Genomic DNA, 19,220 nt, shown 5'->3' with positions numbered 1-19,220 from the left:
GACCGTTGACGACAAAGGGACAAGGTTATCATGCGTACACTAAATCGCCTGTTGCTGGCTGGCTTGTTTGCAATTACACCTTTGGCCGTGATGGCCGCAGATGATGCGCCATCGCCTGAACCGGATGTCACCATCCGAACCGAAGGCGACAATACGATCAAGGAATTCCGCCAGAATGGTTTTCTGTACGCCATCCAGGTCACGCCGAAGGGCGGAAAACCCTATTTTCTGGTGCGCGCCGATGGATCGGACGGTAACTTCATCCGCTCGGATCAGCCCGATATGCTGATTCCGTCGTGGAAGATTTTCGAATGGAAATAGTTTCCTGGAAGTAGATTCTTAATTTCACTTGGCGCCGGCCCCTGGCGGCGCCCGTACTGGCAGTTAAAACATGTCTGTGTTCACCCCGCTGGCTCGGCCCGAGCTGGAAACCTTTCTCGCCCCTTACGGGCTCGGCCGCCTGCTTGATTTCCAGGGAATCGCCGCTGGCAGCGAAAACACCAATTTCTTTATCAGCCTGGAAAAGGGCGAGTTCGTCCTGACCCTGGTCGAGCGCGGCCCAGTGCAGGAAATGCCGTTCTTCATCGAGTTGCTGGATGTCCTGCACGAGGCCGACCTGCCGGTGCCATACGCCTTGCGCACGACCGACGGCGTTGCCCTGCGCGAGCTGGCCGGAAAGCCTGCGCTGCTGCAACCGCGCCTGGCGGGCAAGCACATCAAGCAAGCCAATGCCCAGCATTGTGCCCAGGTCGGTGAGTTGCTCGCCCATCTGCACCTGGCAACCCAGGCCAAGATGATCAAGCGCAAGACCGATCGCGGTCTGGACTGGATGCTGGAAGAGGGCCACCAACTGCTCTCGCACCTCAATGCCGAGCAAAGCGACCTGCTGCAGCGGGCGCTGGACGAGATCACACTTCAAAAAGAGAAAATTCTGGCGCTGCCACGGGCGAATATCCACGCCGACCTGTTCCGCGACAACGCGATGTTCGAAGGCACGCACCTGACCGGGTTGATCGACTTCTACAACGCCTGCTCCGGGCCGATGCTCTACGACGTGGCGATCGCGTTGAACGACTGGTGTTCAGACGATAACGGCTTACTGGACGGCCCGCGAGCGCGGGCATTGCTTGGCGCCTACGCGGCGCTGCGGCCATTCACCGCTGCCGAGGCCGAGCTGTGGCCGACCCTGTTGCGAGTGGCGTGCGTGCGGTTCTGGCTGTCCCGGTTGATCGCCGCGGAATCGTTCGCCGGCCAGGACGTGTTGATTCACGACCCGATGGAGTTTCAGCTGCGCCTGGCGCAGCGGCAGAAGGTCAGTACGCCTTTGCCTTTTGCCCTCTAAAAATATCGCGAGCAGGCTCGCTCCCACTCACCTGTAGGAGCGGGCTTGCCCGCGATAGGGGTCACCTCAATCCTGATCACAGCGACTCCAGGCACCCCGCCAAGTCATTGCCCAGTTTCTCAAGTATCTGCTCATACCCTTGGGCAGTCGCCGGCGTGTACCCCCCCAACGCATCCAGCTCCGCCAGTTTCACCGGCAGGCCCGCGACCAGGGTCTCGGCCAGGCGTGGGCGCAGTGGTGGTTCGCTGAACACGCAGGTCTTGCCCACTTCCTGCAAGCGAGTGCGCATCGCCGCGACGTGCTGAGCGCCTGGCTGCACCTCGGCGGCGACGCTGAACACGCCAGTGTGCTTGAGGCCGTAGGCGTCTTCGAAATAGTCGAATGCCTCATGAAAAACGAAATACGGTTTGCCGGCGATACCCGCCAGGCGCGCTTTCAGGCGCAGATCCAGGGCATCCAGGCGTTCCTCGAACCCCTTGAGATTGCTTTGATAGCGAGGGGCGTTGGCCGGATCGGCTGCGGCCAGGTCCGCTGCCATTTTGGCGGCAATCACTCGGGCATTCGCTGGCGATAGCCACAGATGCGCATCCAGGCTGCCAGGGCGGTGATCGTGATCATGATCGTCCGCCTCCTCGGCGTGAGAGTGGCTGTCCTCGGCAAAGTGGCGCAGCTTCAAACCGGGCAGGTCCTGTATGGCGATGCTCGGCAACGTACGACCTTTCATCACACGAGGCAGGAAACCTTCCATATCCGGTCCAATCCAGTAAACCAGATCTACCGATTGCACCTTCCGTACGTCGGATGGGCGCAGTGCGTAATTATGCGGGGAGGCCCCGGGTGGCAGCAGCACTTCGGGAATCGCCACGCCGTCCTGCACCGCCGCGGCTATCAGCTGCAGAGGCTTGATGCTGGTAAGTACCTTGACCTCGGCCTGGGCTGCACCGACGAACAGAAAACTTGCGACGAAAGCGACAAAGATGGAAAAAAGTCGGGACACGATGACCACTCAAGGAGGTAAGAACGGGTAACATAATAACGTCTCTAACAAAACTCGTCGCCGCTCATGCCTATTACACCGATTGCCAGCCGTCCCCACGACCACTCCCATTGCGTTCACAGCGCCCTGTCTGAGGCCGATGCCCTGTGCGCGCGCCAAGGCCTGCGCCTGACCGCACTGCGCCGGCGGGTGCTGGAGCTGGTGTGGCAAAGTCACAAGCCGCTGGGCGCCTACGACATTCTGGCGGTGCTCAGCGAACAGGACGGCCGTCGGGCGGCGCCGCCTACGGTTTACCGCGCGCTGGATTTCCTGCTGGAAAACGGGCTGGTGCACCGCATCGCCTCGCTCAATGCCTTTGTTGGCTGTAATCACCCGGAGCATGCGCATCAGGGGCAATTCCTGATCTGCCGCGAATGCCATGCCGCCATCGAACTTGAACAGAAATCCATCAGCGACGCGATTGTCGGCAGCGCCAGGGATGTAGGGTTCGTGGTCGAAGGCCAGACCGTTGAAGTGGTCGGCCTGTGCTCGGGCTGCCAGGGGGCTTGATGAGCAATGCGTTGATCCGCCTCGAGCAGGTTGCCGTCACCTTTGCCGGGCAAATCGTGCTGGATAATATCGAGCTGAGCGTCGAGCCGGGGCAGATTGTCACCCTGATCGGGCCTAACGGCGCCGGCAAGACCACCCTGGTGCGGGCGGTGCTCGGTCTGTTGAAACCGGACAGCGGCAGCGTCTGGCGCAAACCGAAGCTGCGGGTGGGTTATATGCCGCAAAAGCTGCATGTCGATCCGACGTTGCCGCTGTCGGTGCTGCGATTCCTGCGCCTGGTGCCGGGAGTGGACCGCGCTCGCGCGTTGGCGGCGCTCAAGGAGGTCGGCGCCGAACACGTCATCGACAGCCCGGTGCAAAGCGTCTCTGGGGGCGAAATGCAGCGCGTGTTGCTGGCCCGGGCGCTGTTGCGCGAACCCGAGTTGCTGGTGCTCGACGAGCCGGTGCAAGGCGTCGATGTAGCGGGGCAGGCGGAGTTGTACAGCCTGATTACCCGTCTGCGCGATCGTCACGGTTGCGGTGTGCTGATGGTGTCCCACGATCTGCATCTGGTCATGAGCACCACCGACCAGGTGGTGTGCCTCAATCGCCATGTCTGCTGCTCTGGCCATCCTGAGCACGTCAGCGGTGACCCGGCGTTCGTCGAGTTGTTTGGCAAGAACGCCGCGAGCCTGGCGATTTATCACCACCACCACGATCACGCCCACGACCTGCATGGCTCGGTGGTCAAACCCCACGTTCACGGAGATCACTGCAAGCATGGCTGATTTTCTGCTCTATGCCCTGCTCGCAGGTTTGGCCCTGGCGCTGGTGGCGGGGCCACTGGGATCGTTCGTCGTGTGGCGGCGCATGGCTTATTTTGGCGACACCTTGTCCCACGCGGCATTGCTCGGCGTGGCATTGGGCTTTTTGCTGGATGTCAGCCCGACGGTCGCGGTCACTGTCGGCTGCCTGCTGTTAGCGGTGTTACTGGTAACGTTGCAACAGCGCCAGCCACTGGCTTCTGACACGCTGTTGGGAATTCTCGCACCGAGCACTCTCTCTCTCGGTTTGGTCGTACTAAGCTTCATGCACGAAGTGCGGATCGACCTGATGGCTTATCTGTTCGGCGATCTTCTGGCGATCAGTCCCAGCGATCTGGCGTGGATTCTTGGCGGCAGCGCGGCGGTGCTGGTGTTGCTGGTGACGATGTGGCGGCCATTGTTGGCGATCACGGTGCACGAAGAACTGGCGCGAGTGGAAGGATTGCCGGTGCCGGCGCTGCGCATGACCCTGATGCTGCTGATCGCCGTGGTGATCGCAGTGGCGATGAAAATCGTCGGTGTGTTGCTGATTACGTCATTGCTGATCATCCCCGCAGCTGCGGCACAACGTCACGCCCGCTCGCCCGAGCAGATGGCGTTGGGCGCAAGCCTGCTGGGCATGCTCGCGGTGTGTGGCGGGTTGGCGTTGTCCTGGTTCAAGGACACCCCGGCGGGCCCTTCCATCGTGGTGACGGCGGCCGCACTGTTTCTGCTGAGTTTTGTCCTGCCCCGTCGAGGGGTGTAGACTTGCTCGTTTTTTGCGCAAATAGAGAGTCGCAGGAATGAAGCCGTTCGCCTCCCGTTATCTGCTCCTTGTCGCGTTTTCGCTGCTACTGGGCGCATGCCAAAGCACCCCGCCGGCGGCCACCCAGGCCACTGATGCGCGGGCTACGGCCATCGCACAGCTCGAGCAAAGCCTTGCCAGCAGCGAACTGGCGACCGCCGAAGGCCAACTGGCGGCCTTGCAGGCCGAGACGCCCAATGATCAATCCCTGGAACAGTACCAGCGGCAGTTGGCTGAAGCCTACCTGCGTCGCAGTCAGATCGTGCTGCAAAAAGGTGACGTGAACGCCGCCGCCACGGCACTCAGCCGGGCTCGGGCGCTGATGCCCAAGGCGCCAGCGCTGACCGGTGGGGTCAACAATGCCATCGTCAATGCGCGCAAGGCTGAGTTGGATAAAGCAGAAGCGGCGCTCAGGGCTGCTGAAGCCAAGCCCGCCGCCAAGGTGATCGATCCAACGGCAGAGAGCACGACCGTGGCGCTGAACCTCAGCGATATGGGCAAGCTTCGTCGCCAACTGGACGCGATCGCCGCTGATGTGGTGAATTATGACTGCGATGTGAGCATTCAGGCGCCCCGCACCGATGACTACCCGTGGCTGGCCACCTTGCTGACCAAGCGGGTGAAGAAGCTTGACGCGGATTTTGACCTGAACCTGCAAAAGCAAATTTTACGCAGCGTACCGGCGCAGGTTGTCCTGAGTCCGCGTAAACCCTGACAGCATCGCGAGCAAGCTCGCTCCTACAGGGTTTGTGATCAACCTGTAGGAGCGGGCTCGCCCGCGATCGCATCAGCCCGGTTGATACAAATCCTAAGCCGGAACCCCCTTGGCCTTCGGCTCCCGCTCCCAGACCCGGTGCTGCCCAATCGCCGCAATGAACGCTTTGGCCAGCGTGGCAGCCGTCCCTACGATCAACCCAACATCCGCCTCCAGCTTCAACACATCCAGCAACTGCTTCGCCTCGCCGTGCAGGGCAATCGCTTTCAAGTGTTTGTAAGCCTCAAGTACGTAATGCAATGCCACCCCATCCCCGCTCAACGCCTTGATCGATGCCGCGCCTCCGGGCACGAAGACGGCGTCGAAGGCAATGGACGGCATCCCTTCCATGGAAGCATCCACCGGCAACGTTGTGCCATCGGCGGTCTTCACGGGAGCGGAGGTCGGCCCAAGCAGTTTGGCGTGCGCACCTTCGGCTTTCAGTGCTGCCTTCATCGCATCGATTGCAGCCCCATCGACACCATTGGCCGCCAGGATCGCGATTTTGCGGCTTTTGATATTCTCGGGCAGCAAATTCGCCTGGCTGAGTGCTGGCGAGCGCTCCAGGGATGATTTCGGCACGTCGACGGTCCCGGCGGTGGGCGCTGGTAAACCGAGGTTCTGCGCAACCCGTTTAGCCAGTTCCAGGTCGATGTTGGCCAGAATCTCATTAACCTCCCGAGCCCGGATGAACTCACGCTCCACTTTGCCCAGCTCGAAGCTGTACGCGGCAATGATGTGTTCTTGCTCGTGCTTGCTCATGCTGTGGAAGAACAGGCGCGCCTGGGAGAAGTGGTCGCCAAACGACTCGCTGCGTTGACGGATCTTGTTGGCATCGATGCGCTCCGGATAGGACTCGAATCCACCGTCCTGTGCGGCTGGAGGCGTTTCTTTTGGCCAGCCGCCATCAATGGAGTTCGGTTCGTACGCCGCACGTCCCTTGTCGATGGTGCTGCGGTGCTGGGCATCGCGCTGGCCGTTATGGACGGGCGCTACCGGGCGGTTGATCGGGATTTCGTGAAAGTTCGGCCCGCCGAGGCGGCTGATCTGCGTGTCGGTGTAGGAAAACAACCGGCCTTGCAGCAGTGGGTCGTTGGAAAAGTCGATGCCCGGAACGATATGCCCTGGGCAGAACGCCACCTGCTCGACTTCAGCGAAAAAATTGTCCGGGTTACGGTTGAGCACCATCTTGCCCAACGGTGTGATCGGGACCACTTCCTCGGGAATGATCTTGGTCGGGTCGAGAATGTCGAACTCGAAAGCGTGTTCGTTTTCTTCTTCGACCACTTGGACACCCAGTTCCCACTCGGGATAGTCGCCCATCTCGATGGCTTCCCAAAGATCGCGACGATGGTAGTCAGTGTCCTTGCCGGCGAGCTTCTGCGCCTCATCCCACACCAGCGAGCAGGTGCCAGCCGTTGGACGCCAGTGGAACTTGACGAAACGTGACTTGCCCTCGGCGTTGATCAGGCGAAAGGTGTGTACGCCGAAGCCCTGCATGCTGCGCAGGCTTTTGGGAATGGCCCGGTCGGACATGGCCCAGATCACCATGTGGGCCGACTCGGGCACCAGGGAAACGAAATCCCAGAAAGTGTCGTGTGCTGAGCCGCCAGTCGGTATCTCGTTGTGGGGTTCGGGTTTTACCGCATGCACGAAGTCGGGAAACTTGATCGCATCCTGAATGAAAAACACCGGCATGTTGTTGCCCACCAGGTCGAAGTTGCCCTCGTCGGTGAAGAACTTTACGGCGAAACCGCGCACGTCGCGCACGGTGTCGCCTGACCCGCGGGGACCTTGTACCGTGGAAAAACGCACGAATACCGGAGTTTTTTTGCCCGGGTCCTGCAGAAATCCGGCTTTGGTCAGCGCCGCATGGTTTTCGTAGGTCTGAAAATAACCGTGGGCGCCGGTGCCTCGGGCATGGACGATACGCTCCGGGATGCGTTCATGGTCAAAGTGCGTGATTTTCTCACGCATGATGAAGTCTTCCAGCAATGACGGTCCGCGAGCGCCTGCCTTCAAGGTGTTTTGGTTGTCCGAAATCTTCACGCCCTGGTTGGTTCGCAGCGCCTGATCGGTGGCATCGCTGCGGAAGGTTTCCAGGCTGTCGAGCTTGGCATTGGTATTACTGCGATCCGGGGTGTCGGTCCCGGCCATCGCGCTATTCGGGGCGGCAGGCTTCTTGGTACTCATCAGTCGAAACTCCTCGTCGAACGTGGAAATATCCCTTCCAGGCACGGCACCTGGTGGTTGTCGAGTTGCTTTAAACAGTGACTGATGAAGGTTTGAGGCGTTCCTTTTATATGACTCTCGGTGGTGTTATTGCCAAATCAAAGGTTGCATGCGCAATAAATGCTAATAACCTCTATACGGACAGGCTAAAATGCGCGCCCGGCTAACCGCTGACCCCATTCCAACGCGCCCCACAAGGTTCGCTACGTGATCGAGTTTCAAAACGTCCATAAAACCTACCGCGTCGCCGGTAAGGATATCCCCGCCCTGCACCCGACCAATCTGACGATTGAGAACGGTCAGGTATTCGGCTTGATCGGTCATTCCGGAGCGGGAAAAAGTACCCTGCTGCGTCTGATCAATCGCCTGGAGAATTCCTCTGGCGGCAAGATCATCGTCGACGGCGAAGAAATCACCGCGCTTGATGCCAATGGCTTGCGCCGTTTCCGCCAGCAGGTCGGCATGATTTTTCAGCACTTCAACCTGCTGGCCTCCAAGACGGTTGCCGATAACGTCGCGCTGCCGCTGACCCTGGCCGGTGAGCTGTCACGTGGCGAGATCGACCAGCGGGTCGCCGAGCTACTGGCGCGGGTGGGGTTGTCCGACCATGCGAAAAAATACCCGGCGCAGTTGTCCGGTGGCCAGAAGCAGCGCGTTGGCATCGCGCGCGCCCTGGCGACCAAGCCGAAAATCCTCCTGTGCGATGAAGCCACCAGCGCCCTGGACCCGCAGACCACGGCCTCGGTCCTGCAATTGCTTGCCGAAATCAACCGTGAGCTGAAACTGACCATCGTGTTGATCACCCACGAGATGGATGTGATCCGTCGCGTTTGCGATCAGGTGGGAGTAATGGATGACGGCGTCATCGTCGAACAGGGTTCGGTGGCAGACGTGTTCCTGCACCCCAAGCACCCGACCACCCGGCGCTTCGTGCAGGAAGACGAGCAGGTCGACGAAGGCGAGCAGCGCGACGACTTCGCCCATGTACCGGGCCGTATCGTGCGTCTGACCTTCCAGGGCGAAGCAACCTACGCGCCATTGCTGGGCACCGTCGCTCGCGAAACTGGCGTGGACTACAGCATCCTGGCCGGTCGTATCGACCGCATCAAGGACATTCCCTACGGGCAACTCACCCTGGCCGTCACCGGCGGCGACATGGAGGCGGCGTTTGCCCGCTTCACGGCGGCTGACGTTCACATGGAGGTGCTGCGCTAATGGAAGCCCTGACAAATTTCTTCGCCAATATCGACTGGTTCGAAATCTGGTTGGCCACCGGCGACACCCTGCTGATGCTTGGCGGTTCGCTGCTGTTTACCGTGTTGCTGGGGTTGCCGTTGGGCGTTCTGCTGTTCCTGTGCAGCCCGCGCCAGTTGCTCGAGGCCAAAGGCGTTTACGCGATGTTGTCGCTGGTGGTGAACATCCTGCGTTCGTTGCCCTTCATCATCCTGTTGATCGTGATGATTCCGTTCACGGTGTTGATCACCGGCACGTCGCTGGGTGTCGCCGGTGCTATTCCGCCACTGGTGGTGGGCGCCACGCCGTTCTTCGCGCGTTTGGTAGAAACCGCCCTGCGTGAAGTGGATCGCGGCATCATCGAGGCAACCCAGTCCATGGGCGCGACGACGCGCCAGATCATCACCAATGCCCTGCTGCCCGAAGCTCGACCTGGCATCTTCGCGGCAATTACGGTGACAGCGATTACACTGGTTTCCTACACCGCGATGGCGGGTGTGGTGGGCGCTGGCGGCCTTGGCGACCTGGCGATCCGTTTCGGTTACCAGCGCTTCCAGACCGACGTGATGGTGGTCACCGTGGTGTTGCTGTTGGTTCTGGTTCAAGTGTTGCAAACGGTTGGCGATAAGTTGGTTGTGCATTTTTCCCGCAAGTAAGCGGGTCTCAAGGAGTTAGCTGAATGAAAAATCTACTCGTCGCGTTCGCTGCCGTTGCAGCCTTTTCCGCTCACGCGGACACCCTGACGGTGGCGGCCACTCCGGTTCCGCACGCGGAAATCCTCGAGTTCGTGAAGCCAGCCCTGGCCAAGGAAGGCGTGGACCTGAAGGTCAAGGTCTTCACCGATTACATCCAGCCGAACGTGCAGGTCGCGGAGAAGCGCCTGGACGCCAACTTCTTCCAACACCAGCCGTACCTCGATGAGTTCAACAAGGCCAAGGGCACTCACCTGGTGTCCGTGGCGGGCGTGCACCTGGAGCCGTTGGGCGCGTACTCCAGCAAATACAAGAAACTCGATGAGCTGCCAAGCACCGCCACCGTGGTCATTCCCAACGACGCCACCAACGGTGGCCGCGCATTGCTGCTGCTGGCCAAGGCAGGCGTGATCACCTTGAAGGACTCGAACAACATCCTGTCGACCGTCAAGGACATCACTGCCAACCCGAAGAACCTCAAGTTCCGTGAGCTGGAAGCCGCGACGATCCCACGCGTGTTGACCCAAGTTGACCTGGCGCTGATCAACACCAACTACGCGCTGGAAGCCAAACTCGACCCATCCAAGGATGCGCTGTTCATCGAAGGCAGCGACTCGCCGTACGTGAATATCCTGGTCGCCCGCCCGGACGACAAGGACAGCGAAGACATGAAGAAGCTGGTCGCCGCGCTGCACAGCCCGGAAGTGAAAGCCTTCATTCTCGAGAAGTACAAGGGCGCCGTGGTGCCTGCGTTCTGATTCGCGAGTCATGACAAAAAAGGGGCGCATTGAATGCGCCCCTTTTTTTGCCTGCAATTTCGCCCCCTGTAGGAGCGAGCATGCTCGCGATGGAGGACCAGACAACGCGGGGCGTCAGGCCGTCAGCGTTATCGTTGAAGCCCATCGCGAGCAAGCTCGCTCCTACAGGGAGAGATGTTGACTATTTACGTTGAAGCATCACCGGCAACTGCGCCACCAGCTTCTGGTTGTTCAACGGCGCACGGATGAAGCCGCGTTGCTTGCCGTCCGGGCCGATCACCGCGAGGTTGCCGCTGTGGTCCACGGTGTAGTTGGGCTTGCTGGTGTCGGCCGGGATGAACGGGATGCTCACGGCATTGGCCAGCTTCTGGATGTCGTCCACCGAGGCGGGCGTCAGGCCCTGGAATTGCGGGTCGAAGTAGCCCAGGTACTGCTTGAGCTGCTTGGGCGTGTCGCGGTTCGGGTCGACGCTCACCAGGATAATCTGCAGGTTATTCACGGCCTCTGGGGGCAGCTCGCTCTTGATCTGACGCAGTTGGGCGAGAGTGGTTGGGCAGATGTCCGGGCAGAAGGTGTAGCCCAGAAACAGCAGTGACCACTTGCCTTGCAGTTGATTGACCGCGACCGGTTTACCGTCCTGGTCTGTCATCGTCACGTCCGGCAGCGTGCGGCTTTGGGGCAACAGGATGATCCCGGCGTCGATCAACGCGGTGGGGTCACCCTGGCCTTTACCGGACAGCACTTTGTTGATGGTCAGGCCCAGGACCAGCGCGATCAGGGCGACAAGGATAAAGACGGTTTTCTGAGTTCGAGTCATAAGTTCAACAATAGGTAGTGGTCTACGAGCAGCGCGATAAACAGCAGGAATAAGTAGTAGATAGAGTACTTGAACGTGTTGATCGCCGCGTGTGGTCGAGTGCCACGGTACAACACCACGGCCCATTGCAGGAACCTCGCGCCCAGGCCCAGCGCGCAAATCAGGTACAGCGTGCCGCTCATGTGGATCACATAGGGCAACAGGCTGACGGCCAGCAGCGCGAAGGTGTAGAGAAGGATGTGGACCTTGGTGTAGTGCTCGCCGTGGGTGACCGGCAGCATCGGGATGTCGGCCTTGGCGTATTCCTCCTTGCGGTGAATGGCCAGGGCCCAGAAGTGCGGCGGGGTCCAGGCGAAGATGATCAGCACCAGCAACAAGGGTTCAGCGCTGACGTGACCGGTGGCAGCGGTCCAGCCCAGCAGCGGTGGGGCGGCACCTGCCAGGCCACCGATGACGATGTTCTGCGGCGTCGCGCGTTTGAGGAAACCGGTGTAGACCACGGCGTACCCCAGCAAGGACGCAAGGGTCAGCCAAGCGGTCAGCGGGTTGGTGAAGGCCAGCAGCAGTGCTTGGCCCAGCAAAGCCAGAATCAAGGCGAAGGTCAGCGCCGCCGTGGGGGAGACGCGGCCTTCGGCCAATGGTCGCTTGTGGGTGCGGGCCATTACCGCATCGATCCGCCGATCCACCACGTGGTTGACCGCCGCCGCCCCGCCGGCACACAAGGCGATGCCCAGGTTGCCAAATACCAGCACGGTCCATGGCACCCCGGCACGGGTCGCGAGAAACATGCCGACCAGCGAGGTGATAAGCATCAGCACCACCACCTTGGGCTTGGTCAGTTCCAGATAGTCACGCCAGATCGCCTGGCCGTGACGCGCGCTGGTCAGAGTCGCCATGGCATCTCTCCTTTTATTGTGATGGGCCTGGCCGAGGGCTTGCGGGGGCTGAACCGCCAACGTCCCAGGGAGGGTTGCCGGACGCGAACCAGGCTGGTTCGTGCGTGGTAATTAACCAACACCAGAGTCAACAGCAACGCTGCACCTCCGGCGTTATGGGCGACGGCCACCGGCAGCGGCAGGTGAAATAGCACGTTGCTGATGCCGAGGGTGATTTGCGTGGCGAGCGCGATCAGGACCAGGCCGGCCAGGCGCGTCATGCCGACGACTTTCAACTGCCACGCCAGCCCCAGCAGCACCAGCGTGACCAACAATGCACCGATTCGGTGAGTCAGGTGAATGGCGGTACGGGCGTCGCTGTCCAGTTGCCCGCCAAGATAATTCGGGCCGATGTGCTGGGTCAGGTGAAAGCCGTTGGCGAAGTCCGCAGGTGGCAACCATTGCCCGTGGCAGGTCGGGAAATCGATACAGGCCACGGCGGCGTAGTTGGAGCTGACCCAGCCACCCAGGGCAATTTGCAGGATCACCAGCAGCAACCCGGCGGTCGCCCAATATTGCAGACGCCGGGGCACCGTTAATGCCGGCAGCACGCCGGACAATCGCAGGGTCAGCAGGAACAGCAGGCTCAATGTCGCGAAACCGCCGAGCAAGTGCCCGGTGACCACTTGCGGCCACAACTTGAGCGTCACCGTCCACATGCCGAACGCGGCCTGCGCAAGCACCACGGCCAACAGAAACAACGGCAGCTTCACCGGCTGCCCCGGATGACGCCGATGTACCCAGGCTCGACCGGCCAGCACCGAAATCAACAGCCCCAATGTGCCAGCGAAATAGCGGTGGACCATTTCATTCCAGCCCTTGTGGGCTTCGACAGGTGAGTCAGGAAAATGCAGCTCCGCATGGGCCAGTTGGGCTTCGCTTTTGGGCACGCTGATAAAGCCATAGCAGCCAGGCCAGTCCGGGCAGCCGAGGCCGGCGTGGGTCAGGCGGGTGTAGGCGCCGAGCAGCACCACGATCAACGCCAGCAGGGTGGCAAACAGCGCGAGGCGAAATCCAGGTTTGGCCATGACGATGCCCTTATCCGATGTTCGACAGTTTCAGCAGATGCCGCAGGTCGTTGAGCAGGTCTTTGCCCTTCACCGTCGGGTCGTAGCGCAGCACCAGATTGCCATGCGGGTCGATGATCCACAGCTGGGGCATGGTCTGCTCGTGGGTGGATTTGCTGAATGTGGTCAGGTCCATGGGGTAGCGTTGAAGTTGCGGGTATTCGCGGGTCAGCTTGGCGTCGTAATCGCTGTTCAACGGTTGCGCAACCGCCAGTGCGTGGCTGGCACGCGAGGCATCACGGCCAAGGCCGATCTGGATCTGCCGCGCCAGATACACCAGTTGCTGGCAATCCACGGAGCAATCCTTGGGCGCCGTTACCAGCAACTGCCAACGCTCGTCCTGCACCTGCACCCCAAGGTCGGCGCGTGTCTGGCCGTTTCCGATCAATTCGCCGTGATAGCTGCGGCCCTCGGGCACCCAGAACTGTAATTTGTACATGCCGGTGGCGAGGATCATCGGACCGATCACCCCCAACAGGATCAGCAACAACTGCAAGCGACCCTTGCGCCGGTTAACCGGTCTTTTTGCCTCAGACATGCTGGGTGGATTCATGGCCGCTCCCATGGTGTTTCTCCTTTGCGTTGTGCCAGCCGAGGTAAATGAACAGGCCGAGCAGGGCGATCGCCATGGCAAACCACTGCACGGCGTAGGCGATATGTTTTTCCGGGCCAAGAGCGACCACCGGCCAATCGACCCGGTAGGCCGCTGGGCCGCCTTCTTCGCGTAGTTCGTAGGCAAAGCCTTCACGATCCAGGGCAGTCCAGAGTTTGGCGGGATCGACAACGGTTACCAGCTCTGGCCAGGTGGTGCTGGTCGGATCGGCGTGTAACTGAAACGTCGCGCCGGGCGGAACATAGACCCAGGCATCAAGCGTCAGCGACTGGGTCGGCGTGGTGAATTGCGGCGGCGTGCGCCGGTCCGGCCAGGGTAACCAGCCACGATTGACCAGCAGCCACAATCCGGTGGCCTGGTCCCGGAACGGTTGCAGCAATTCCACGCCAACCTTGCCATCGCGTTGGCGGTTATCCAGCAGCAGGCTATGGGCGGCATCGAATTGGCCTTGCAGGCGCACGCGACGAAAGGCCGGGTCTTGCGTATGTTGCAGCTCAGTGCTGGCCATGGGCTGCGCGGCACGACGCTCGGCATAGGTGCTCAGCAGCGCGGTTTTTTCCGCGCCACGGCCCAATTGCCAGAAGCCGAGCGACACCAGTAGCGGCAGCAGCAATGCAACCACCAGTGTCGGTACGACGCCTGGCCGGAAGCGCTTCATGGCGTCGCCAGAAAGTAGCTGGTCACGAAAGCTATACTCAAATGCATCGCCTTCCCCCGGAGTTTCCCCATGCTCAAGGCAGCTATCGTCCTGATGCTGATTGCCACGGTTGTCAGCCTGTTCAGCGGCCTGTTTTTTCTGGTCAAGGACGACAGCAGCTCAAAGCGCCTCGTCATTGCCTTGAGTGTTCGTGTGGCCCTGGCCGCCATCACCGTCGGCTTGATCGCCTGGGGCTTTTTCAGCGGCCAGTTGGTGTCCCACGTTTCGTGGTAGCTACGATCTGCAAGCTGCAAGCGCTTCAACCTTGAGGCTTGCAGCTCGAAGCCTGCAGCTGCTGTCAGAGCACATAAACGAAAACGAACAGACCGATCCACACCACGTCCACAAAGTGCCAATACCAGCTCGCCGCCTCGAAGCCGAACTGATGTTCGTTATCGAAGTGCCCGCGCAGGATGCGCATCAGCATCACGAACAGGATGATGGTGCCAATGGTCACGTGGGCGCCGTGGAAACCGGTGAGCATGAAAAAGGTCGCGCCGTAGATGCCCGAACCCAGGGTCAGGCCCAGCTCGTTGTAAGCGTGCATGTATTCTTCGGCCTGGAAACCGAGGAACGCGCAGCCCAGTAGCACGGTGATCGCCAGCCAAAGTTTCAGCGCGCCGCGATGGCCCTTTTTCAAGGCATGGTGGGCGATGGTCACGGTGACGCTGGAGCTGACCAGAAGCACGGTATTGAGCAGCGGCAGGCCCCAGGGGCTGATGACTTCCTTGGGCGGTGGAAAAAGTTTGGAGTCCGGGTTGTTCAGCAGTGGCCAGGTGAACTCGAAGCCTGGCCACAGCATATGGGCGAGGCCTTTGGTGCCTTCGCCGCCCAGGGCAGGGCCAGACACGTGGCGCACGTAGAAAAGCGCGCCAAAGAAGGCGATGAAGAACATGACCTCGGAGAATATGAACCAACTCATGCCCCAGCGAAACGAACGGTCCATCTGCGCGCTGTACAAGCCCGCGCGACCTTCCTTGATCACCGCTCCGAACCAGCCGAACAACATGTAGGCCAGCAGCAGGCCGCCGACGAAAAAGATCAGCGGGCCGTGGGACTCCGGACGCGCAGCCTTCAGGTCGTTGAACCAGGTCGCCAGGCCGAACACGGTGACGAACATGCCCACCGTGGCAATGATCGGCCATTTGCTCTGGGCCGGTACGTAATAGTGCTCATGAGTTGCCATTTATTGTTCTCCTTATCGGGCACGCTCAACCGCCAGTGTTTACGGCAACCGGTGGATGTCGGGCGGTGATATCGAACAGCGTGTAGGACAGCGTCAGGTGCTTCACATCCTTGGGCATGTCACGGTCAACGATGAAACGTACCGGCATCTCGATCCGTTGACCGGGCTGCAGCACTTGCTGGGTAAAGCAGAAACATTCGGTCTTGTGGAAATACGCTGCCGCCGTACTGGGCGCAATGCTCGGCACGGCCTGGGCGCTCATCGGGCGGTCGGTCGGGTTGTGCGCGATGAAGATCATTTCATTCACCGTGCCCGGGTTGGTCGTCAGCTCATCCTGTTTGGGGTAGAAATCCCAGGACATGTCGGCGGAATTGGTCGACAGGAACTGCACACGCACCTGCCGCGAGGCGTCGACTATCTGCTCACCCTCGTACTGCCCCGCAGTTTTGCCGTTGATGCCGAACACTTTGCACATCACGTCGTAGATCGGCACCAGGGCAAACCCGAAGACGAACATCGCCACCACTACCAACAACAGGCGGGTGACCAGTTTTTTCATCGAAATCGAGTCAGCCATGGTCAGAAATCCCTGTAGGAGCGGGCTTGCCCGCGATGGCGGCGTATCTGGCACACCGCGTCAGCTTCATCGCAGGCAAGCCAGCTCCCACAGGGGTTAGTGTCAGGCAGTCAATGTTCATTTCACTTCCGGCGGCGTGGTGAAGGTGTGATACGGCGCCGGTGACGGAATGTTCCACTCCAGCCCCTCGGCGCCATCCCACGGTTTGGCCGGTGCTGGCGGGCCGCCGCGAATGGTCTTGATCACGATGAAGAGGAAGAACAGTTGTGTGGTGCCGAACATGAACGCGCCGATCGATGACACCATGTTGAAGTCGGCGAACTGCAGGTTGTAGTCCGGAATCCGTCGCGGCATGCCGGCGAGCCCGACGAAGTGCATCGGGAAGAACGCCATGTTCATGCCGATGAACGAGAGCCAGAAATGCAGCTTGCCGAGGGTTTCGTCGTACATGTGGCCGGTCCACTTCGGCATCCAGTAATAGGCGGAGGCGAAGATCCCGAAGATCGCCCCCGGCACCAGCACATAGTGGAAGTGCGCAACCACGAAGTAGGTGTCCTGGTACTGGAAGTCCGCCGGTGCGATCGCCAGCATCAACCCGGAGAAGCCTCCGATGGAGAACAGGATCACGAACGCCACCGCGAACAGCATCGGCGTCTCGAAAGTCAGCGAGCCTTGCCACATGGTGCTGGCCCAGTTGAACACCTTCACCCCGGTCGGCACTGCAATCAGCAGCGTGGCGTACATGAAGAACAATTCGCCCACCAACGGGATGCCGACCACGAACATGTGGTGCGCCCAAACGATGAAGGACAGGAAGGCGATGCTCGCCGTTGCGTAGACCATCGAGGTGTAGCCAAACAGCGGTTTGCGCGAGAAGGTCGGGATGATCGAGCTGACGGCGCCGAACGCCGGCAGGATCATGATGTACACCTCGGGGTGACCGAAGAACCAGAACACATGCTGGAACAACACCGGGTCACCGCCACCGGCGGCACTGAAGAAGCTGGTGCCGAAGTGGATGTCCATCAGCATCATGGTCACGCACCCGGCAAGCACCGGCATCACCGCGATCAGCAAGAACGCGGTGATCAGCCAGGTCCAGACGAACAGCGGCATTTTCATCAGCGTCATGCCGGGGGCGCGCAGGTTGAGGATGGTGGCGATCACGTTGATCGCGCCCATGATCGAACTGATCCCCATCAAGTGGATGGCGAAGATGAAGAAGGTCACGCTTTGCGGCGCATAGGTCGTCGACAGCGGAGCGTAGAACGTCCAGCCAAAGTTCGGTCCGCCGCCAGGCATGAACAATGTCGACACCAGCAGCAGGAACGCCGCTGGCAACAGCCAGAAGCTGAAGTTGTTCATCCGTGGCAGGGCCATGTCCGGAGCGCCGATCATCAGCGGCACCATCCAGTTGGCGAGGCCGACGAAGGCCGGCATCACCGCACCGAAGACCATCACCAGACCGTGCATGGTCGTCATCTGGTTGAAGAATTCCGGCTGGACGATTTGTAACCCTGGCTGGAACAGCTCGGCGCGAATCACCATCGCGAACGAGCCGCCCAGCAGGAACATGGAAAACGCGAACCACAGGTACAAGGTGCCAATGTCTTTGTGGTTGGTGGTCAGTACCCAGCGCATCAGGCCTTTGGCGGGGCCGTGGGCGTGGTCGGCATGACCATGGTCATCGATGACGGCGCTCATGGTTTGGCTCCTGCAAACAGTTGGGCTGGGCAGGTCGGGGCGCGTTGCCCCGACCGGTTGCTTACATGCGCAATGGACCGTGTCATTTGCTTTCCGCCTGTTTCAGCTCCAGCACTTCTTTAGGAGTGACCATGTCGCCCTTGTTGTTACCCCAGACGTTACGTTCATAGGTCACGACCGCCGCGATATCGACTTCCGAGAGCTGCTTGCCAAACGCCGCCATCGCGGTGCCAGGCTTGCCGTGGTAGACGATGCTCAAGTGGCCGTCTTTCGGTCCGGTGGCGATTTTCGACCCCTTGAGTGGCGGGAACATCGGCGGCAGGCCCTGGCCCTCGGCCTGGTGACAGGCCACGCAAGTGGTGTGATAGACCTTGTCGCCACGCTCCTTGAGCTCTTCGAGGGTCCATTCCTTGGAGGTCAGCTCTTTGAGTTGCGCCGCTTCTGCCTTGCGCTCGCCCAGCCATTTCTCGTAATCGGCCTTTTCCTTGACCTCGACCACAATTGGCATGAAACCGTGATCCTTGCCGCACAGCTCGGCGCACTGCCCGCGATAGATGCCAGGCTTGTCGATGCGGGTCCAGGCCTCGTTGACGAACCCGGGAATCGCATCGCGCTTGACCGCGAAGGCCGGCACCCACCAGGAGTGGATGACGTCGGCAGAGGTCACCAGGAAGCGCACCTTGGCACCGATCGGCAACACCAGCGGCTTGTCGACCTCCAGCAGGTAGTGTTCGCCCTTGGCTTCCTTGTTGTGGATCTGGTCGGCGGGCGTGGCCAGGTTGCTGAAGAACTCGACATCCTGGCCCAGGTATTTGTAGTGCCACTTCCACTGATAGCCGGTGACCTGGATATCGATATCCGGCTCACTGGCGTCGTACATCTTGATCAGGGTGGCCGTCGCGGGGATCGCCATCGCCACCAGGATCAGGAACGGCACGATGGTCCAGAGAATTTCGACGGTGGTGCTTTCATGAAATTTTGCGGCCACCTGCCCGGTCGAGCGGCGGTGGAGGATCATCGACCAGAACATGGCGCCGAAGACGATGATGCCGATCGCTACACAGATCCAGAAAATGGTCATGTGCAGGTCAAACACAGCGTGACTGATTTCAGTCGCTCCAGGCGCCATATTCACAGTCCATGCGGCGTGTGCCGGACTGAAAATCGACCACAACAGGAGGCCCATCCAGACTTGTGGATGTCGCATCATTGCGGGTTCCCCTTATCGTTCTTGTTATCCCGCCGGCTTTCACCTGCGGCAAGGGAGCGGCTGCATCAGACTACGAACTTGAATCGCCGGGCCTTGCTGCGTGGGCAGTCGGGCGTCATCAGCTAACTCCATTCAAACCCGAGTATAGACAGCGAGTGGGACCTCGCAATGTCAGGGCGTAAATCATCTGAAACAGCTGGGACTTGCGTTGAAGGTCCCGAATGGAGAAGGATGCAGACGAGTGGTGGCAAATGGTTATAACTTTGCTGT

Annotated in this window: 21 protein-coding genes; 10 read left to right on the top strand and 11 right to left on the bottom strand. The window is 60.4% G+C overall.

Translation table 11 applies throughout. From position 1 onward, the window contains the following. Nucleotides 1–30: 30 nt before the first annotated feature. Nucleotides 31–321: a DUF2782 domain-containing protein gene (locus AB4O36_RS25825; protein ID WP_460119339.1), complete on the top strand. Its 291-nt coding sequence runs from the start codon at nucleotides 31–33 to the stop codon at nucleotides 319–321. 70 nt (nucleotides 322–391) lie between these two features. Next, on the top strand, nucleotides 392–1,342 hold the full coding sequence (locus tag AB4O36_RS25820; protein ID WP_460119337.1) for a homoserine kinase: 951 nt from the start codon (nucleotides 392–394) through the stop codon (nucleotides 1,340–1,342). 76 nt (nucleotides 1,343–1,418) lie between these two features. On the opposite strand, the gene znuA is transcribed toward AB4O36_RS25820, so the two are convergent. Further along, nucleotides 1,419–2,339, bottom strand: coding sequence for a zinc ABC transporter substrate-binding protein ZnuA (gene znuA / locus AB4O36_RS25815; RefSeq protein ID WP_460119335.1), 921 nt, complete (start codon nucleotides 2,337–2,339; stop codon nucleotides 1,419–1,421). Between the two features lie 66 nt (nucleotides 2,340–2,405). Between znuA and zur the strand changes: the two genes are divergently transcribed. From zur to AB4O36_RS25795, 4 genes are read left to right on the top strand one after another with little or no spacing between them, the layout of a single operon-like run. Next, nucleotides 2,406–2,888: a zinc uptake transcriptional repressor Zur gene (gene zur, locus AB4O36_RS25810; protein WP_460119332.1), complete on the top strand. Its 483-nt coding sequence runs from the start codon at nucleotides 2,406–2,408 to the stop codon at nucleotides 2,886–2,888. Next, nucleotides 2,888–3,655, top strand: a complete 768-nt coding sequence (znuC, locus tag AB4O36_RS25805; protein ID WP_460119329.1) for a zinc ABC transporter ATP-binding protein ZnuC — start codon at nucleotides 2,888–2,890, stop codon at nucleotides 3,653–3,655. Before zur ends, znuC begins: the two co-directional genes overlap by 1 nt. Further along, nucleotides 3,648–4,436, top strand: a complete 789-nt coding sequence (gene znuB / locus AB4O36_RS25800; protein ID WP_460119326.1) for a zinc ABC transporter permease subunit ZnuB — start codon at nucleotides 3,648–3,650, stop codon at nucleotides 4,434–4,436. Before znuC ends, znuB begins: the two co-directional genes overlap by 8 nt. Before the next feature lie 37 nt (nucleotides 4,437–4,473). Beyond that, the gene (locus AB4O36_RS25795; RefSeq protein ID WP_460119324.1) at nucleotides 4,474–5,190 is read left to right on the top strand and encodes a PA5502 family lipoprotein; all 717 of its coding nucleotides are present in this window, start codon (nucleotides 4,474–4,476) and stop codon (nucleotides 5,188–5,190) included. A 93-nt stretch (nucleotides 5,191–5,283) separates the two neighbouring features. On the opposite strand, the gene katE is transcribed toward AB4O36_RS25795, so the two are convergent. Continuing rightward, on the bottom strand, nucleotides 5,284–7,467 hold the full coding sequence (katE, locus tag AB4O36_RS25790) for a catalase HPII (RefSeq protein ID WP_460140584.1): 2,184 nt from the start codon (nucleotides 7,465–7,467) through the stop codon (nucleotides 5,284–5,286). Between the two features lie 201 nt (nucleotides 7,468–7,668). On the opposite strand from katE, the gene AB4O36_RS25785 reads away from it, so the two are divergent. The 3 genes from AB4O36_RS25785 to AB4O36_RS25775 are packed head-to-tail and all read left to right on the top strand — an operon-like array spanning nucleotide 7,669 to nucleotide 10,144. Then, the gene (locus AB4O36_RS25785) at nucleotides 7,669–8,676 is read left to right on the top strand and encodes a methionine ABC transporter ATP-binding protein (RefSeq protein ID WP_460119319.1); all 1,008 of its coding nucleotides are present in this window, start codon (nucleotides 7,669–7,671) and stop codon (nucleotides 8,674–8,676) included. Beyond that, nucleotides 8,676–9,350, top strand: a complete 675-nt coding sequence (locus AB4O36_RS25780; RefSeq protein ID WP_460119317.1) for a methionine ABC transporter permease — start codon at nucleotides 8,676–8,678, stop codon at nucleotides 9,348–9,350. The genes AB4O36_RS25785 and AB4O36_RS25780 overlap by 1 nt, the downstream gene beginning before the upstream one ends. Nucleotides 9,351–9,373: 23 nt before the next feature. Then, entirely contained in the window at nucleotides 9,374–10,144 is a 771-nt protein-coding gene (locus AB4O36_RS25775; RefSeq protein WP_460119315.1) for a MetQ/NlpA family ABC transporter substrate-binding protein, read from the top strand. A 181-nt stretch (nucleotides 10,145–10,325) separates the two neighbouring features. Here AB4O36_RS25775 and AB4O36_RS25770 read toward each other — a convergent pair whose 3' ends face one another. Genes AB4O36_RS25770 through AB4O36_RS25750 form a run of 5 tightly spaced genes read right to left on the bottom strand, consistent with a single transcriptional unit; the run spans nucleotide 10,326 to nucleotide 14,234 of the window. Further along, nucleotides 10,326–10,961, bottom strand: coding sequence for an SCO family protein (locus AB4O36_RS25770; protein WP_460119313.1), 636 nt, complete (start codon nucleotides 10,959–10,961; stop codon nucleotides 10,326–10,328). Continuing rightward, nucleotides 10,958–11,857, bottom strand: coding sequence for a heme o synthase (gene cyoE / locus AB4O36_RS25765; RefSeq protein WP_460119311.1), 900 nt, complete (start codon nucleotides 11,855–11,857; stop codon nucleotides 10,958–10,960). Before cyoE ends, AB4O36_RS25770 begins: the two co-directional genes overlap by 4 nt. Continuing rightward, the gene (locus AB4O36_RS25760) at nucleotides 11,845–12,924 is read right to left on the bottom strand and encodes a COX15/CtaA family protein (protein WP_460140583.1); all 1,080 of its coding nucleotides are present in this window, start codon (nucleotides 12,922–12,924) and stop codon (nucleotides 11,845–11,847) included. The genes cyoE and AB4O36_RS25760 overlap by 13 nt, the downstream gene beginning before the upstream one ends. Before the next feature lie 10 nt (nucleotides 12,925–12,934). Then, on the bottom strand, nucleotides 12,935–13,528 hold the full coding sequence (locus tag AB4O36_RS25755) for a hypothetical protein (RefSeq protein ID WP_460119307.1): 594 nt from the start codon (nucleotides 13,526–13,528) through the stop codon (nucleotides 12,935–12,937). Continuing rightward, a complete protein-coding gene (locus tag AB4O36_RS25750; protein WP_460140582.1) occupies nucleotides 13,494–14,234 on the bottom strand; it encodes an SURF1 family protein in 741 nt (246 codons plus the stop codon). The genes AB4O36_RS25755 and AB4O36_RS25750 overlap by 35 nt, the downstream gene beginning before the upstream one ends. A gap of 69 nt (nucleotides 14,235–14,303) precedes the next feature. Here AB4O36_RS25750 and AB4O36_RS25745 point away from each other — a divergent pair, with 69 nt between their 5' ends. Next, entirely contained in the window at nucleotides 14,304–14,507 is a 204-nt protein-coding gene (locus tag AB4O36_RS25745) for a twin transmembrane helix small protein (protein ID WP_460140581.1), read from the top strand. Nucleotides 14,508–14,571: 64 nt separating this feature from the next. On the opposite strand, the gene AB4O36_RS25740 is transcribed toward AB4O36_RS25745, so the two are convergent. The 4 genes from AB4O36_RS25740 to coxB all read right to left on the bottom strand — a co-directional run bounded on the left by AB4O36_RS25740 (nucleotide 14,572) and on the right by coxB (nucleotide 18,950). Further along, complete coding sequence (locus AB4O36_RS25740; RefSeq protein ID WP_460119303.1) at nucleotides 14,572–15,459, bottom strand: cytochrome c oxidase subunit 3; 888 nt, start codon at nucleotides 15,457–15,459, stop codon at nucleotides 14,572–14,574. Nucleotides 15,460–15,484: 25 nt separating this feature from the next. Continuing rightward, nucleotides 15,485–16,036 (bottom strand): cytochrome c oxidase assembly protein, encoded by a 552-nt coding sequence (locus AB4O36_RS25735; protein ID WP_460140580.1) that lies wholly within the window; start codon nucleotides 16,034–16,036, stop codon nucleotides 15,485–15,487. 117 nt (nucleotides 16,037–16,153) lie between these two features. Further along, nucleotides 16,154–17,740: a cytochrome c oxidase subunit I gene (gene ctaD, locus AB4O36_RS25730; protein ID WP_460119299.1), complete on the bottom strand. Its 1,587-nt coding sequence runs from the start codon at nucleotides 17,738–17,740 to the stop codon at nucleotides 16,154–16,156. Nucleotides 17,741–17,822: 82 nt separating this feature from the next. Further along, nucleotides 17,823–18,950: a cytochrome c oxidase subunit II gene (coxB, locus tag AB4O36_RS25725; protein WP_460140579.1), complete on the bottom strand. Its 1,128-nt coding sequence runs from the start codon at nucleotides 18,948–18,950 to the stop codon at nucleotides 17,823–17,825. Between the last annotated feature and the right edge of the window lie 270 nt (nucleotides 18,951–19,220).

The sequence above is a fragment of the Pseudomonas sp. S2_E01 genome (assembly GCF_054668365.1).
Note: the sequence above shows the minus strand (reverse complement) of the source record. Positions and strands in the feature narration are given on the sequence as shown.

What these genes read in the sequence shown, in the direction of transcription:
- AB4O36_RS25820 (WP_460119337.1), top strand. Translation starts at nt 392, where the DNA reads ATGTCTGTGTTCACCCCGCTGGCTCGGCCCGAGCTGGAAACCTTTCTC.
- AB4O36_RS25775 (WP_460119315.1), top strand. Translation starts at nt 9,374, where the DNA reads ATGAAAAATCTACTCGTCGCGTTCGCTGCCGTTGCAGCCTTTTCCGCT.
- znuC (WP_460119329.1), top strand. Translation starts at nt 2,888, where the DNA reads ATGAGCAATGCGTTGATCCGCCTCGAGCAGGTTGCCGTCACCTTTGCC.
- AB4O36_RS25750 (WP_460140582.1), bottom strand. Translation starts at nt 14,234, where the DNA reads ATGAAGCGCTTCCGGCCAGGCGTCGTACCGACACTGGTGGTTGCATTG.
- AB4O36_RS25770 (WP_460119313.1), bottom strand. Translation starts at nt 10,961, where the DNA reads ATGACTCGAACTCAGAAAACCGTCTTTATCCTTGTCGCCCTGATCGCG.
- AB4O36_RS25755 (WP_460119307.1), bottom strand. Translation starts at nt 13,528, where the DNA reads ATGGGAGCGGCCATGAATCCACCCAGCATGTCTGAGGCAAAAAGACCG.
- AB4O36_RS25745 (WP_460140581.1), top strand. Translation starts at nt 14,304, where the DNA reads ATGCTCAAGGCAGCTATCGTCCTGATGCTGATTGCCACGGTTGTCAGC.
- AB4O36_RS25740 (WP_460119303.1), bottom strand. Translation starts at nt 15,459, where the DNA reads ATGGCAACTCATGAGCACTATTACGTACCGGCCCAGAGCAAATGGCCG.
- AB4O36_RS25760 (WP_460140583.1), bottom strand. Translation starts at nt 12,924, where the DNA reads ATGGCCAAACCTGGATTTCGCCTCGCGCTGTTTGCCACCCTGCTGGCG.
- ctaD (WP_460119299.1), bottom strand. Translation starts at nt 17,740, where the DNA reads ATGAGCGCCGTCATCGATGACCATGGTCATGCCGACCACGCCCACGGC.
- coxB (WP_460140579.1), bottom strand. Translation starts at nt 18,950, where the DNA reads ATGATGCGACATCCACAAGTCTGGATGGGCCTCCTGTTGTGGTCGATT.
- zur (WP_460119332.1), top strand. Translation starts at nt 2,406, where the DNA reads ATGCCTATTACACCGATTGCCAGCCGTCCCCACGACCACTCCCATTGC.
- AB4O36_RS25795 (WP_460119324.1), top strand. Translation starts at nt 4,474, where the DNA reads ATGAAGCCGTTCGCCTCCCGTTATCTGCTCCTTGTCGCGTTTTCGCTG.
- AB4O36_RS25780 (WP_460119317.1), top strand. Translation starts at nt 8,676, where the DNA reads ATGGAAGCCCTGACAAATTTCTTCGCCAATATCGACTGGTTCGAAATC.
- cyoE (WP_460119311.1), bottom strand. Translation starts at nt 11,857, where the DNA reads ATGGCGACTCTGACCAGCGCGCGTCACGGCCAGGCGATCTGGCGTGAC.
- znuB (WP_460119326.1), top strand. Translation starts at nt 3,648, where the DNA reads ATGGCTGATTTTCTGCTCTATGCCCTGCTCGCAGGTTTGGCCCTGGCG.
- AB4O36_RS25825 (WP_460119339.1), top strand. Translation starts at nt 31, where the DNA reads ATGCGTACACTAAATCGCCTGTTGCTGGCTGGCTTGTTTGCAATTACA.
- AB4O36_RS25735 (WP_460140580.1), bottom strand. Translation starts at nt 16,036, where the DNA reads ATGGCTGACTCGATTTCGATGAAAAAACTGGTCACCCGCCTGTTGTTG.